Origin of the sequence: Aquimarina acroporae, from assembly GCF_023195925.1 — a bacterium.
GTDB lineage: Bacteria > Bacteroidota > Bacteroidia > Flavobacteriales > Flavobacteriaceae > Aquimarina > Aquimarina acroporae.
The window spans coordinates 870,225-884,491 of record NZ_JALPRE010000001.1 but is presented as its reverse complement, the minus strand read 5'-3'; the positions used below and the strand labels follow the sequence as shown (position 1 = coordinate 884,491).

At 34.7% G+C, this 14,267-nt stretch carries 13 protein-coding genes; 3 read left to right on the top strand and 10 right to left on the bottom strand.

Annotated elements, in window-relative coordinates; genetic code table 11:
• Positions 1–3: 3 nt before the first annotated feature.
• From M0D21_RS04410 to M0D21_RS04400, 3 genes are all read left to right on the top strand, one after another.
• Complete coding sequence (locus M0D21_RS04410) at positions 4–1,110, top strand: efflux RND transporter periplasmic adaptor subunit (protein WP_248327224.1); 1,107 nt, start codon at positions 4–6, stop codon at positions 1,108–1,110.
• Between the two features lie 18 nt (positions 1,111–1,128).
• On the top strand, positions 1,129–4,245 hold the full coding sequence (locus M0D21_RS04405; protein ID WP_248327223.1) for an efflux RND transporter permease subunit: 3,117 nt from the start codon (positions 1,129–1,131) through the stop codon (positions 4,243–4,245).
• A gap of 371 nt (positions 4,246–4,616) precedes the next feature.
• Complete coding sequence (locus M0D21_RS04400) at positions 4,617–4,925, top strand: potassium channel family protein (RefSeq protein WP_248327222.1); 309 nt, start codon at positions 4,617–4,619, stop codon at positions 4,923–4,925.
• Between the two features lie 74 nt (positions 4,926–4,999).
• Here the strand turns inward: M0D21_RS04400 and M0D21_RS04395 are convergent, their stop codons facing one another.
• The 10 genes from M0D21_RS04395 to M0D21_RS04350 form a co-directional block, all read right to left on the bottom strand.
• Positions 5,000–5,542 (bottom strand): acyl-CoA thioesterase, encoded by a 543-nt coding sequence (locus M0D21_RS04395; RefSeq protein WP_248327221.1) that lies wholly within the window; start codon positions 5,540–5,542, stop codon positions 5,000–5,002.
• Positions 5,543–5,552: 10 nt separating this feature from the next.
• Entirely contained in the window at positions 5,553–5,921 is a 369-nt protein-coding gene (locus M0D21_RS04390) for a 6-phosphogluconate dehydrogenase (protein WP_248327220.1), read from the bottom strand.
• Positions 5,918–7,060: a serine hydrolase domain-containing protein gene (locus tag M0D21_RS04385; RefSeq protein WP_248327219.1), complete on the bottom strand. Its 1,143-nt coding sequence runs from the start codon at positions 7,058–7,060 to the stop codon at positions 5,918–5,920. Before M0D21_RS04385 ends, M0D21_RS04390 begins: the two co-directional genes overlap by 4 nt.
• On the bottom strand, positions 7,050–7,397 hold the full coding sequence (locus tag M0D21_RS04380) for a hypothetical protein (RefSeq protein ID WP_248327218.1): 348 nt from the start codon (positions 7,395–7,397) through the stop codon (positions 7,050–7,052). The genes M0D21_RS04385 and M0D21_RS04380 overlap by 11 nt, the downstream gene beginning before the upstream one ends.
• A 16-nt stretch (positions 7,398–7,413) precedes the next feature.
• The gene (locus M0D21_RS04375) at positions 7,414–8,757 is read right to left on the bottom strand and encodes a DNA recombination protein RmuC (RefSeq protein WP_248327217.1); all 1,344 of its coding nucleotides are present in this window, start codon (positions 8,755–8,757) and stop codon (positions 7,414–7,416) included.
• A 67-nt stretch (positions 8,758–8,824) separates the two neighbouring features.
• Positions 8,825–9,577 carry a DUF2927 domain-containing protein gene (locus M0D21_RS04370; RefSeq protein ID WP_248327216.1) on the bottom strand — a complete coding sequence of 251 codons (753 nt, stop codon included), beginning with the start codon at positions 9,575–9,577 and terminating at the stop codon, positions 8,825–8,827.
• Between the two features lie 49 nt (positions 9,578–9,626).
• Complete coding sequence (locus M0D21_RS04365) at positions 9,627–10,442, bottom strand: ABC transporter ATP-binding protein (RefSeq protein WP_248327215.1); 816 nt, start codon at positions 10,440–10,442, stop codon at positions 9,627–9,629.
• A gap of 32 nt (positions 10,443–10,474) precedes the next feature.
• On the bottom strand, positions 10,475–12,871 hold the full coding sequence (gene gldG, locus M0D21_RS04360; RefSeq protein ID WP_248327214.1) for a gliding motility-associated ABC transporter substrate-binding protein GldG: 2,397 nt from the start codon (positions 12,869–12,871) through the stop codon (positions 10,475–10,477).
• Positions 12,872–12,913: 42 nt separating this feature from the next.
• A complete protein-coding gene (locus M0D21_RS04355) occupies positions 12,914–13,210 on the bottom strand; it encodes a putative quinol monooxygenase (protein WP_248327213.1) in 297 nt (98 codons plus the stop codon).
• Positions 13,211–14,041: an SAM hydrolase/SAM-dependent halogenase family protein gene (locus M0D21_RS04350; protein WP_248327212.1), complete on the bottom strand. Its 831-nt coding sequence runs from the start codon at positions 14,039–14,041 to the stop codon at positions 13,211–13,213. It lies immediately after the preceding gene.
• Between the last annotated feature and the right edge of the window lie 226 nt (positions 14,042–14,267).

Here is a 14,267-nt window from a genome sequence, read left to right as displayed (position 1 = left end):
ATTATGAATACCAAAAGAACAACATATTTGGGAAAACTTGTTTTACTGATGAGCATTTCATTGGTATTGTTTTCTTGTTCGAAAGAAGAAAAAAAGGAAGAAAAGTTAATACGTCCTGTAAAATATCAACAAGTAGGATTCTTAGGTGGGCAAAAAGTAAGAACATTTAGCGGTACAGCCCAGACAGAAAAAATTATTAATCTGAGTTTCAGAAACTCAGGGATCATTACCACATTTGATATAAAATTAGGCCAAAAGGTAAGGAAAGGAGATTTATTGGCTAAATTAGATAATGTGGCCTCTCGTTTATCTTATGAGCAAACAGTAACTCAATTAAATAGTGCTGCTTCACAAATGAATACTGCGAAGTTGAGTTTAAATCGTGTTCGTTCTTTGTATGAAAAAGGAAGTTCTCCTTTAAGTGATTTTGAGGCCGCTAAAAATTCCTTTAAAACTGCTCAAGAAAGCTATGAATCTGCTAAACGAGGTGTAGAAATTCAACAAGAACAAATACAATATGGATATATCTATGCTCCAGAAGATGGAGTTATTGCTGCGGTAACAGCAGAAATAGACGAAAATGTATCTCCAGGTCAAACCGTTGCTACCCTCAATGCCGGATCTGATATGGAAATTAGTCTTGGTATTCCAGAAAGTGTGATCAACGGGGTGAGTGAAGATATGTCTGTAATGGTTAGTTTTAGTTCGCTACAAAACAAGGAGTTTCAAGGAATAGTTACCGAGGTAGCACCTGCTGTTGATGCCAATACATCAACCTATCCTGTACTGGTAACGGTTACAAACCCAAGTAATAAAATCAAAAGTGGTATGGCTGCAAACGTAACCTTCGAATTTGTAGATGGCAAAAAGAACACTAACAGCTCTACCATTGTTGTACCGGCCAATGCGGTAGGAGAGGATAGCAAAGGGAAGTTCGTTTTTTTAATTGACGAATCTGAAAATACAGCAAAGGTGAAAAAGCAACGAATAGATATAGGAAATTTGACAGGTGATGGTTTTGAGATAACAAATGGGCTTTCTGCCGGACAAAAAATCGCTACAGCGGGTTTACAAACGCTATTAGACGGACAAGAAGTAAAACTTCAGTAACTCCTAAACGTAAAAAAGATGAATTTAGCACAGTTTTCTATAGACAAGAATCGAATAACGTTTATGGTTTTAATTACCATTATCCTTATGGGACTTTTTATGTATTCGAGTCTGTCAAGAGATAGTATGCCTCCGTATACTGTTCGTGTAGCGTCTGTAGTTTCACAGTTTCCGGGAGCTAGTCCCGAACGTGTCGAGCAATTGGTTACAGATAAAATCGAAAAAGTAGCACAAGAATTACCGGAGTTAAAGGAGGTTAATAGTACTTCACGTTCAGGATTATCGATTGTGAATGTAACTCTTAAGGATGAGGTGCCTCCAGGAAAAATGCAATCAGTATGGGATCGCCTTCGGAGAAAACTGAATGCTTTGCAAGGGTTACCCGAAGGAGTGCAACCCTCGTTAAACGATGATGGTATTGGTGACGTTTATGGAATCGTAGTAGGACTTACTTCTGATGGTTTTACCTATACCGAAATGAAAGAGTATGCCGACGATATTAAGGATGCATTAATCAAACTACCCGATGCTGCCAAAGTTGAAATTGGTGGTGATCAAGATGAACGAATTTTTGTAGAATTTGATAATACTCGACTTAAAGAGTACGGTTTATCGGCTTCAAAATTACAGCAAACCATATCTGCTACCAATATTCTAAACTCTGGAGGACAAATTAATCTGGGCGATGAACGAATTATTTTAGAACCTACAGGAAACTTTAATTCTGTAGATGATATTAAAAACACTTTGATTGCTATTGGAAACAATAGTGCACAGTTGGTGAAACTGGGAGATATTACGAATATCTCCAAAGGGTATATTGACCCTCCTAGTCAAAAAGTGAGAATTAATGGTAAAAATGCAATTTCACTTCATGTCAACTTAAAGGAAAACGCAAATGTAATTGCGCTTGGAGAAGAAGTAGATAAAGTGGTGAACGAATGGCAGCAAAGACTCCCTATTGGATTAGAATTAACTAGAGTATCTTCCCTGGATAGTTACATAGATTTTAAAGTAAATGATTTCATTGTGAACCTTATGCAATCTATCGGTATTGTACTGGCGGTAATGCTAATTTTTCTTGGTATTAGAACTGGATTTGTAATTGCAAGTCTCATCCCAATTGTAACGATCATGACGTTAATGATTATGGGGGTTATCAATATGGGATTAAACCAGGTTACTTTGGCGGCACTTATTATGGCTCTGGGGATGCTTGTAGATAATGCTATTGTGGTTGCCGAAACTATTATGGTAAAACTGGAGCAGGGGGTAGAAAGAAAACGAGCAGCCGTTGAGGCTTTTAGTGAATTATGGATGCCTTTATTAATTTCTACCTTAACCACTTCAGCGGCATTTTTGGCATTTTATTTATCTCCAACAACAATGGGAGATATAGTAGGGCCAATATTTGTAGTGATTTCTATAGCGCTGTTGTCCTCCTGGATAATTGCGTTGACCGTAATTACTATGTTTTGTTATTTATTCTTAAAAATAACTCCAAAAGGAGAAAAGAAACCAAGTTTTATTGATAGAATAATCAATGCCTTAAAGAGGTATTACAAAAACTTAATCCTTTTTGCTTTGGGGAATAAATGGAAAGTAATTATTGGTATTTTCATAGCGTTTTTTATCTCACTTTATGGGTTTACCAAGATACCTTTCATTTTCTTCCCTGATAGTGATAGGAACATGATCACAATAGATATCAATCTGCCCGAAGGAAATAAGATAGAAAGAACTCAAGACGTTGTACAACAAATTGAAGATTATATAGCGCAAAACCTTCAAGTAAATAACTCTCGCACAACAGGTATAATAGATTGGTCTTCCTATATTGGTGAAGGTCCAGAATCTTATGATCTTGGATATTCGCCAGATGAGGCGAATTCTAATTATGCGCATATCTTGGTAAATACATCTTCATTTAATGAGAATGCAAAGATGATTGCGATCATAGATTCTTTTGGTTTTAATACGTTTCCAAATGCTGATATTAAAGTAGGTGCTTTAGGGTCTGGAGGAAGCGGGACACCAATAGAAATTAAAATATCAGGACCAGATCCCGATAGTTTATCTTCAATAGCAGAAACTGTAAAACTTAAATTATCTAGAATTGCTTATACCAAAAATGTAAAAGACGATTGGGGACCCAAGAGTAAAAAATTCTTGGTTGAAATTGATCAAAACAGAGCACAGTCTGCAGGAATTTCTAGTCAGGATATTGCTACTTCATTACGAACAGTGTTAGACGGTTTTCAAACGGGGGAGTATAGAGAAGATGATAAATCTATACCAATCCTAATGAGAAGTAATGAAAATCAACAGCAAACTTTGGCATCTTTGGAAACCTTGAATATATATGCGCAGAATAGTGGTAGAAGTGTACCTTTATTACAAGTTGCTAGTATTATACCAAAATGGCAGTACTCAAAAATCAAGCGTTTTGATCTTAAAAGAACTATTAATATCAGTTCAGAGTTAAGAGAAGGAGGAAATGCTTCTGCAATCACAGCTGAAATTACACCATGGTTAAATGAACAAAAAGCAAAATGGCCTTTGGGGTATGATTTTGAATTTGGAGGAGATGCAAAACAAACAGCCGAGAATATGGGGCCTATCATTGGGTATCTTCCTATTTCAGGTTTTATTATCGTGCTACTCTTGATTATACAATTTAACTCATTTCGAAAAATGGGAATGGTCGTACTCACGATACCTTTAGGAATTATTGGTGTGGTGATAGGACTATTAACTTTTGGGGAAGCTTTTGGTTTTATGCCGTTTTTGGGAGTGATATCATTGGCAGGAATTGTAATCAATAATGCTATAGTACTTATTGACAGAATGGAGATTGAACAAAGAGATTTAGGTCGCTCTGAGCAAGATGCCGTTATTGCAGCATGTTTACAAAGATTTAGGCCTATTTTATTAGCTACTTTTACTACAGTCTTGGGGTTAATACCGCTATATATCTCTGGAGGTGAAATGTGGGAAGGAATGGCTATAAGTATAATGGTTGGATTACTCTTCGGTACTATTATTACCTTACTGTTCATCCCTTCTTTATATAGTGCATTGTTTAAAGTAAGTTATAAAGATTATGAGTTTAATGATAAACTTCTAGATGAATAATCATGTATTCGCAGTCGTATCATTACAGGTTTGAAATATTTCTGGTTACTCAGTTATTAATACTATTCGGATCTTTATTTTTTCCTCAAGAGTTTTATGAATATGTGTTATTACCGATACTATATCTTTTTAGTATTCTGGCGGGTATTTTGATCATTTCGAAAAACAAGAAACTCTTGTTTTTGTGTGTAGCACTTTTTGTTATAGCTGCATTTATGTTTGGGTCAAGTATGATTTCCAGAAGAGATAACATGGATAATGTGATCATTCGCCTCTTAATCTATTTCATATTTCATTTTATAGTTTCGTGGAATATTATCCTTCAAGTATGGCGTTCATAATTTGTAAACAGAAGTGTTATTATAGGATTGATGAGTGGTTATATTTCTTTAGGGTTTCTTGCTTTCTTTTTGTTTATGACCATTGAATTACTACATCCAGGTTCATTTTCGGGCTCGTTACTAGCTACTAATAATGATGTTGAACGATTCGACAGTATCTTATATTATGCATATATCACTTTGTTAACCATTGGTTATGGAGAGATAGTTCCTGTTACTCCAGTGGCTCAAAAAGCGGCAATTTTGGTAGGACTAATTGGTCAATTCTATTTGGTAATTGTCACTGCAGTTATTGTGGAAAAATATATCGTACATTCAAGGAATCGATCAAAACCTTAAGGTCTTTCAAAATAGTATTCTTTATATTTTTCTATATGAGTATTCGCATGGTTACTGTCGAAATAACAATTGTTTTATAAATCGATTTGTACGTTATATTTTTTCAAAAGCTCTAGGTGAGATTCATATTCAAATTCTGAAGCTTTAAATCGATCTCTTCTTGCCACAGCATCTTCTTTACGAATGATACTTCGCACAAACCGTCGAACATCTGTTTTATTCCCTAATATGAGTCCGGGTACTGAAACACTTTCTCCTTTGTTGTTTTTTGCAACCATGGTAAAATAACTCGAGTTACAATGTTTTATATTACCTGTTTGTATGTTTTCAGATTCTACTCTAACCCCAACAACCATTGATGTATTACCAACATGGTTTACAGAGGCTTTCATGGTAACCAATTCGCCTACTTCTACTGGTTTAAGAAAGTCAACCTTATCGACACTAGCGGTTACACAGTAGGCTTCAGAATGTTTTGAAGCGCAAGCAAAAGCGATTTGATCCATTAATGATAAAATATATCCCCCATGAATTTTTCCACTGAAGTTTGAATGAGACGGTAACATTAATTCAGAAATGATGACTCGTGATTCTTTATTGGTTTTATATTTTTTCATAGCAGCTTTATTATTTATTTCTAAAATGAGGAGAAATTTCTTCAACTACATCGATAATGAAGTATTTTGTATCACCTAACCATGACACTTTTGCAAAACGTTCTTTATACTTCAACTTTACATATCTTCCTTGAAACTTTTCAAGTTTTTTTATGATATCCTTGTTTTTATCTTCGACCGAGAAGCTAAATATTTGTGCGCCAGATATTCCTTGGCTTATTTCACCTTCCCAGGTTTTAAAAACAACACCTTTATTACTAAATTTTATGAGTTCTCCACTTCTGGTTCCTTCACTATAGGTAGTATAATATACAAAGGCATACCAACCAGCGAATAAGGCAAGAATAATTATAATTATTATGGCAAGTACTTTTTTCATAATGCACTATATACTTTTGTCATAAATTCATCGATTTGGTTAGGCTCTAACCATCGGGTCACTACAACGAGATTTTCCTTTTGATCTACAACTATAAAATTACCTCCAAAACCTGCTGCGTAATATAAATGCTCCGGTAATCCTTCCCAATGACGAGCACCTTTCTTGTTTAACCACCACATAAAACCATAATTGGTATTTGCAGTAGAGGGTTTAATAGCTTCAGTGATCCAGGTTTCAGAAATTAATCTTTTACCGTTCCATATACCATTATTCAGAAATAACAGTCCGAAACGTGCATGATCCAAAGTGTTAATGAATAACCCACCACCAGAATGCCCACCTCCACTTACAGACTGCATTTGTAAACCGTCAATAGTGGTCCAGGAATTTTTATAGCCAAACCAACGCCAGGTAGTAGATGCTCCAATGGGATCCATAATTTTTTCTTTTAAAACCTGTGGTAGAGGTTTTCTCCATGTCTGTAATAAGGAGTAGGCCAGTACATTAACCCTTACATCATTATATTCAAACACGGTACCGGGTTCATTTAGTTTTCTAAATTTCCAGTCGTCTATATCTCCTTCACGAGGAGGTCTGTCTGCCCAATCATACCCACCCCATAATTGTCCGGACCAGTCTGAAGATTGGGTTAACAAATGTCTCCACGTTATTTTTTTATTATGTGCACCATCAAAGGTATTATCCCAAACATGTTTATATGAATAGTCGTCGATAGATGGGATGAGTTTAGCATCAAAAGCAAGTCCGGCAATGGTCGATAAATAACTTTTGGTTACGCTAAAAGTCATGTCTACGCGGTCAACATCTCCCCATTTTGCAATAATATATCCGTTTTTAATTACTAAACCCGCTGGTCCACCTCTTTTTTTGGTAGGACCAAGTATTTTATGATATGGTTCTCTTTCAAAACCTTTTAATATGGCTTGTCTTAAATCTTTTGAACCTGAATATTCATGTTCTTTTGCAAATTGAATGGCTTCTTCAAGTTTTTTAGAATCAATGCTGAAAGAAATAGGAGTTTTTTCTTCCCAGTTTCCTCTATCGGGGAAATATGATTCTTGAGCAATAACAGTACACCCAAGGAAAAAGAGAAGAATTAGAGATTTATATTGCATTTTTAGTGTTATTAAGTTTGACTGCTTTTTTTACCAAAAGATATAATCCTATAGCAAATAAAATTGACCCTATAAACGATAATATATTGGTGGCGTAGAGCACATAGGAATATGTTGTTGCTTCCATGTTCTGGTACACAATAAATTGAACGAAAAGAATTTTATTTATAATTATAGATAGAAGGATTACAATGTTTCCAATGAGAAAAAGTAAACCATCTGTTTTAGTTCCAACTTTGGAAATGTAAAAAAGACCTATTCCTATAAAGAATAGTGTTGGGATAGCAAATACTAATCCCATTAGTAATTGTATTATGATTTGTGAAGTGTCGCCCATAAATGTATGTTTAGTTTTATTCGTCTTCGATTGCCCTTTTAATGATAGCTTCCGGTAGAGATTTTTTAGCTTTGGCTCCCATTTTCTTTAGTTTTTCTACACTGGTAATAAGGTTTCCACGTCCTTCAACCAGTTTGTTCATGGCCGCAGAGTAATCTTTTTTAGCATCGTCGATCTTTTTTCCAACACCAGTGAGGTCTTTAACCAACCCCTCAAATTTATCATATAGTGCACCAGCTTGTCTTGCGATCTCTATGGCATTTCGTTGCTGTTTTTCATTGTTCCACATGGTGTCAATAGTTCGCAGTGTTGCCAATAGGGTAGAAGGAGTAACAATGACTATGTTTTTTTCAAAAGCCTGATTATAGAGCTTGTTGTCTTCATTAATAGCAATAGCGAAGGCAGGTTCTATAGGTACAAACATCAAAATAAAATCAGGAGAGTCTATACCGTGTAAATCCTGGTAGTTTTTTGAGGATAGTTGATCAACATGCCTTTTTAATGAAGAAATATGTTCTTTTAAATGGATATTTTTTTGTATTTCATCTTCTTCGTTAATAAACCTTTCATAGGCAGTAAGTGTTACTTTGGAGTCGATAACCATTTTCTTATTATCGGGTAAGTGAATAATCACATCGGGCAATACACGTTGCCCTTCTTCATTAGTAAAACTTTGTTGTACAAAATATTCACGATCTTTTTCTAATCCCGATTTTTCGAGAACTCTTTCTAAAACAAGCTCTCCCCAATTCCCTTGCATTTTACTATCGCCTTTTAGCGCTTTAGTGAGGTTGGTAGCCTCTTTACTCATTTGCTCATTAAGATCTTTAAGTCCTAAGATTTGTTGTCTTAAGGCCGCATGGTAATCGATACTTTCCTTATGAGTTTGTTCTACTTTTTTCTCAAATGTGTTGATTTTATCTTGAAGAGGGGTAAGAATATTTTTAATATTCTCTTTGTTTTGTTCAGTGAATTTATTCGATGTTGAATCCAGAATTTTATGAGCCAGGTTTTCAAAATCTTTGGTGAATTTTTCTTGCAACTTTTCTACTTCCTCTTTTTGTTCATTGTTTTTAAGCTGAAGTGCATCGAATTCTGTATTTCTTCGGGTTAGTTCTGTATTGAGAAAGTCTTTTTCTCGTCTAATTTCTTCGCGTTCTTTGGTTAGATTATCTATTTGATCTTCTGAAGTCTTTTTCAATTGATCATATTGGTTTTGAAGCAGATTTGCTTTTTCGGTAAGGGTACTTTGTTCACTTGTATTTTTGAGCGATGCTACATATTTACCAAGAAAAAAACCTACAATAACAGATAAAATAATAGCTCCTATGGCTATAAGGATCGGGATGTATTCAGACATGTAAACATTTATTTATCCAAAGATAAAAATAAGATGTTAGACACAGCATATTTAAGAAGTATATAACTTATTGATTGGTTAAGATATCTACTAAGACAGGTTCTACAGTAAAACGATTAAGTCCAGAAGTCATATCTGGGTGGTATAAAAGACGTATGAGCTCCTTATCAATCTCTGCATATGATGTTGTTCTGGTCCATGCGGCTTGAAAAATACTTTCCCTATATTTATTAGAGTCGACGGCTAAGCCAAGGGATTGTGTTAGTTCTTCTCGTAATAAATGCTTTTGTTCTACCGCATTAGCTCTTCGGGTGTCTACATACATATGCCCTCTGTTGAGCTGGTTGGCTTCATCCCAATACAATGAAAATAGGCCCCAATTACTCTCAACCAGATTTGCGATTCGTGGGTATAGAGCGGCATAGTTAGTTGAACTACCAAAGAATATGTGATAGTTCGATTCAGTGAAATTATCTACAAATTCTATAGAAAAATCATCTGTAGTGAGTTCATCTAGTTCGGCAATAATCTTATCTAATTCAGCAAGAAGTTCATCACTGGCATTTCCTTCAACATATATTTTCATTGTGACTTCCCATTTTCTGGTAATCCTACTGGCATTACCGAATTCAAACCCAAGAGCGACTTCTTTAAAATAATCTACCACATCTTGTTGATAAGCAGTGAGATTACTTTCTTCTTCTTCTGGAGTCATTATTTCTTCCTCGGGAGAAACCATACTATCATCACTAGAACAAGATGTAAGAGTTAAAAAAAAGATATAAAATAATACTAAGAGAAAGCGAAAAAAAGTTTTCATGATCAGTTTGTTAGTGCCTTAAAGATACTAAAACTTATTATTTATGACTTTAGTTCCGAACCTTATACCTCCCAGATTTGTCATCAAAAAGAATTAGGTCTTCTGGAAATAAACCTGAAAAAGCTCTTGCTTGTACAAGTTCCTTTGGTCTTCCAAACTCAAACCCATCGGTGTTCATAACAATCATTTTGTCGCACAGTTGTATGGCAAAGTCGATTTCGTGAGTTGAGAATAGAATTGTTTTCTTGGTCTCGAATGCAAGACGTTTGAGTAGTTTTAATATATATGCTTTATGATATATATCCAAATGAGTAGTAGGTTCATCTAGCATTATAAAAGGGGTGTCCTGGGCTATAGCTCTGGCAATTAGTACCTTTTGTAGCTGCCCATCACTGAGCTCAAAACATCTTTTTGATACTAAGTCGGAAATATGTGTTACGGCAATAGCTTTTTTTACTTTCTCTATATCTTCTTCTGCTAGTTTACCTACCCAATTGGTGTATGGTTGCCTTCCCAATGCAACTAGTTCCTGAACAGTAAGGTTCTTTGATGCAATTTGCTCTGTAAGAACAATACTTAGTTTTGATGCCAACTCCAAAGGTTTATATGTATGTAATTCTTTCTCGGCCAATGTAACTGTTCCGTGTAGTGAGGGTTGCACTCTAGATAGTGTTCTTAATAATGTAGATTTACCAATACCGTTGGCTCCAACCAGACCTATTAACTCTCCTTCATATAGCTTTAAATTAATGTCTGCCGCTACCACATTTAAATTATTTTTGGTACGGTAACCGATAGAAAGGTCTTCGGTTTTTAAAACAATATTTAGATTTTCCGGATCGATAAGATTTGGTTTTAAGAACAAAGTATGCTATTTCAAATATAGAAATTTGAAATTTAAGCTGCTCTTTTATATTTTTTCTTTCTTATAAACGAAAACGCGATTCCAAATAAAGTTAGTAGCGTCAATGGACCCGCAATTGTAATAAATTGCCATTTTGTTTTTTGTGCTACAACCTTTTCAATATTTAGGAACGGGATTTCTATGTTTTTTCCTCGAACTTCAATTAAACCAGAGTCGTCTAAAAGATAGTTTATACTATTTAATAAGAATTCTTTATTTCCATACTTTAAATTCATGTATGGGTCAAAACCAAGTTCTAGAGGTTGACCTTGTCTAGTTTTGTTTTTAATTAAATCTCCATCTCCAATTACAATCATTTTGGTGGGTTTACCCGTATCTTTATGTGATTGCAGTGTAGTGGGTTTAATTCTATCTTTATAGGTAGATTTAAATTTACCTTCTAATAATACAGCAAGGTTTTGAGCACCTTCAGTATAGCTCTCTAAGTCGGGTTTCTTCCTAATAATATCTAAACGAATTTCTTTGGGTACTCCTTCAAGTCTTGTTTTGTCAGAACTAGATAATAAAATAGTCTTTTTGATATCGTTTTTTAGAGTGTCAATTTGATTAGCAAACTCGAATTTTACCGACTCTGTGTTTTTGACTATTGGGTGATCGCTTTTACTTTTGGTAAGTGACTCATAGAACCATGGATATGGTGTGAATTGAGTATTGTTACCTTCTCCAGAGGCCAATACCAGAGGAGCAGAGTAGAGGTCATTTACCAAAACCGGATTCACCCTAACTCCATAAGAAAAAAGAGCATCTCCCAGTCTAAGGTCCTGCATTACAGCTACAGCCGAACCTTCAGGATTCATTAGACTATCGATCTCCATGGCTACAGATTCTAACAACCATAGAGACTTACCTCCATTCATGATATATTGATCTAATACATATTTTTCTTTTTCTGAAAAAGCCCGAGTTGGTTTTGCATTAATGATCATGTCAAATTTTTGAAGATCATCAAGAGTTTTTTGAGGGTTCCCAGATACAGAATCCAACGTAAAAGCTCCTACGAAGTAGTAATCTTGCAGGGTTTTAATAAAATCGGCAATTTTTACATCAGGAAGTTGGCCATTTCCTTTTAAAACTGCAATTTTCTGTTTTTTGGGATGCAACAATTTGGTAAATCCATCGGCAAATACATATTCTAGTTGTTGAATAGAATTGTTTACTCGTTCTTCGGTTGTGGCACCAATCGTATTTTTGATTAAAGGAATTTTAACGCTTCTATTTTGATAACTGGCTATCGCCCAAGGGACAACAGTTTCTATTTCGGTTTTACCGCTTTCTTGCACACTCACTTCCATAGGAGTGAGTCCAAAGTTTTGCAACTCAGAAATAGTTTCGTTTCGTAACGTTTCTTCCTCCAGGGGATTGGTGAAAATAAATTTGATGTTAGGGTTTAAAGCACTAAACTCTTCTAATAACTGTCTGGTCTCACTTTGCAAACGTCTAAATTCTGAAGGAAAATCTCCTTTTAACAGCACATCTATAAAGACAGGAGCATTGGCCTCGTACATAAGATTTTTTGTCGCTTTAGAAAGCGTGAAGCGTTGGTCTTGAGTAAGGTCAAATCTGCTATAGAACGAATGACTGATTACATTACCAATAACTACTGCTAAAATAGATACTGCAATCCACTTTATTTTTTGGATGTTGGCATGTTTTCTTATCCAAAAAATAGCAATAACAATAAAGAGTATAATAATTCCTAAAAAGTAACCAACATCTCTTGTATCTATAATCCCTTTACTTATTCGTTCATAATGCATTTGCATTCCCAATTGATCGATACTATAACTATCACTATTTAAAATGTTATAATCTGCCAGACCACTAAAACCAAAATACCAGATAAAACATAGGAATAGCGAAACTAGAAATGCTATAATCTGATTTTTGGTGATGGTAGATGAAAAAATACCAATGGCAGTATAGGCCGCACTTAATAACACTAGTGCAATATATGAGCCCATTGTACTCCCTATATCAATATTACCGACTGGGTTACCAAGCCGGGAAATAGCAATAATATATAAAATACTCGGTAGTAGGGTAATAAGAATAAGAGTGAGACTTCCTAAATATTTACCAAGTATAAGTTGCCAATAGGTTATAGGTTTGGTGATGAGTATCTCTAAAGTTCCTTGCCGTTTTTCTTCAGAAATACTTCGCATTGTAACTGCCGGTACTAGAAAAAGTAAAATCCATGGTGCAATCTGAAAAAATGGAGCAAGGTCTGCAAACCCACTATCTGGAATATTATATTGCCCTTTAAATACCCAAAGGAAAAGCCCGTTAAGAATAAAAAAGATACTAACAACTAAGTATCCTGCTGCTGAGGAAAAAAAAGTATTGATCTCTTTTCTTACTAATGCAAACATATAATTTTGATTTCAGGGGTTTATATTAGAGGTGATTTTGACCTAGGGCAATGTACAAATTTCTGTTACACTCCAAGCTTCAGGTTTTTGATTAAACTTATTCTTAGTGTTTGCCCAAACTCCTTTGAATAACGTAGAGTTTCTATAGTTATTGAGATGTTCTTCAGATTCCCAATGACTATAAGTGAAAAATTGGTTGGTTTGATGTATGTCTCGTATCAAACTTAAGTGTTTACAGCCTTCAAAGTTTCGGATTTTATCTTTATTCTGTTCAAAATTTTCTAAAAAGCCTTCTATTTGGTCTGGAATGAACCCTAATTTCACAATTCGTATGATCATCTATTCAAAATTAATACTAACGGTGTCGCGATAATTCAAGCCAAAAAGACTAGATGCTCCACCTACGGTTTTGGGATTACTCTTATAAATAGCCAATTCTAAATACCCCGAAGAGTTAAAAACTGCTAGTTTCTTACCATCTTCTTCTCGCTTACTCTTTTCGATATTAAAATTTATAGCATCGCTATATCTTTTGTATACTTGATCAAAAATTGCATTTCTGGCCGTTATTTTAAATGACCTCCCTTTGCCAACATCGTCAAACATTTTGCGAGTGATATTGGTGACCAAGTTTCCATAGTTGTCAATATAAATAATGCTACCAACTATTTGAGTATTGCCAACATTAACAATTGGAGTGATTCCTTTAATGGTTTTTATTTCTGAAATTGGCTTTCCTATAACCTCCAATGTTCCTCCTCGTGCAATGTGACATGCTACAGCTACAAATACATCTAAAACTGGGAAATTGGTGGCAATGGCATCATGAATATTAATCTCTACAATTTTTTCAGGATTGAATTCAGAAGTTATTAAACAGATTAATCCATTATTTGCGCATATAAAGTAATGATCATCAAGTTTTACTGCAATATGTTTGTTCTCAGGATTTAATTCGCTATCGATCCCCACAATATGAATGCTACCTTTTGGAAAGCTTTTATACGCATTTTGAATGATGTAGGCCGCTTCAGTAATATGAAAGGGAGATATTTCATGCGATATATCAACAACCCTGGCATCAGGTAACTCAGAATAAATTGCTCCTTTAACCGCAGATACAAAGTGATCTTTAATTCCAAAATCTGTAGTTAACGTAATAATCGGCATGAACAATAATTGTTAATATCTTTTAATTGTAAGCGCTTAAAAATATGTAAATTTGTTACAAGTTATTTAAGGATTTTCTGTGAACTTAAAAATGAAAGAAAATACCATAACTTTTTCAGAAGTAACGGTTTTAAGATCATATGTTTGTCTTGTAAGACTTTCAATTTTTATTTTTCCCCAGAACGATCTAAAATAACTTAGCAAACTTAGTCAATCCTAAAAACAA

Bases quoted from the DNA above. Each gene is read 5' to 3' on its own strand.
- M0D21_RS04410 (WP_248327224.1), top strand. From the start codon at position 4: ATGAATACCAAAAGAACAACATATTTGGGAAAACTTGTTTTACTGATG.
- M0D21_RS04405 (WP_248327223.1), top strand. From the start codon at position 1,129: ATGAATTTAGCACAGTTTTCTATAGACAAGAATCGAATAACGTTTATG.
- M0D21_RS04400 (WP_248327222.1), top strand. From the start codon at position 4,617: ATGAGTGGTTATATTTCTTTAGGGTTTCTTGCTTTCTTTTTGTTTATG.
- M0D21_RS04395 (WP_248327221.1), bottom strand. From the start codon at position 5,542: ATGAAAAAATATAAAACCAATAAAGAATCACGAGTCATCATTTCTGAA.
- M0D21_RS04390 (WP_248327220.1), bottom strand. From the start codon at position 5,921: ATGAAAAAAGTACTTGCCATAATAATTATAATTATTCTTGCCTTATTC.
- M0D21_RS04385 (WP_248327219.1), bottom strand. From the start codon at position 7,060: ATGCAATATAAATCTCTAATTCTTCTCTTTTTCCTTGGGTGTACTGTT.
- M0D21_RS04380 (WP_248327218.1), bottom strand. From the start codon at position 7,397: ATGGGCGACACTTCACAAATCATAATACAATTACTAATGGGATTAGTA.
- M0D21_RS04375 (WP_248327217.1), bottom strand. From the start codon at position 8,757: ATGTCTGAATACATCCCGATCCTTATAGCCATAGGAGCTATTATTTTA.
- M0D21_RS04370 (WP_248327216.1), bottom strand. From the start codon at position 9,577: ATGAAAACTTTTTTTCGCTTTCTCTTAGTATTATTTTATATCTTTTTT.
- gldG (WP_248327214.1), bottom strand. From the start codon at position 12,871: ATGTTTGCATTAGTAAGAAAAGAGATCAATACTTTTTTTTCCTCAGCA.
- M0D21_RS04355 (WP_248327213.1), bottom strand. From the start codon at position 13,210: ATGATCATACGAATTGTGAAATTAGGGTTCATTCCAGACCAAATAGAA.
- M0D21_RS04350 (WP_248327212.1), bottom strand. From the start codon at position 14,041: ATGCCGATTATTACGTTAACTACAGATTTTGGAATTAAAGATCACTTT.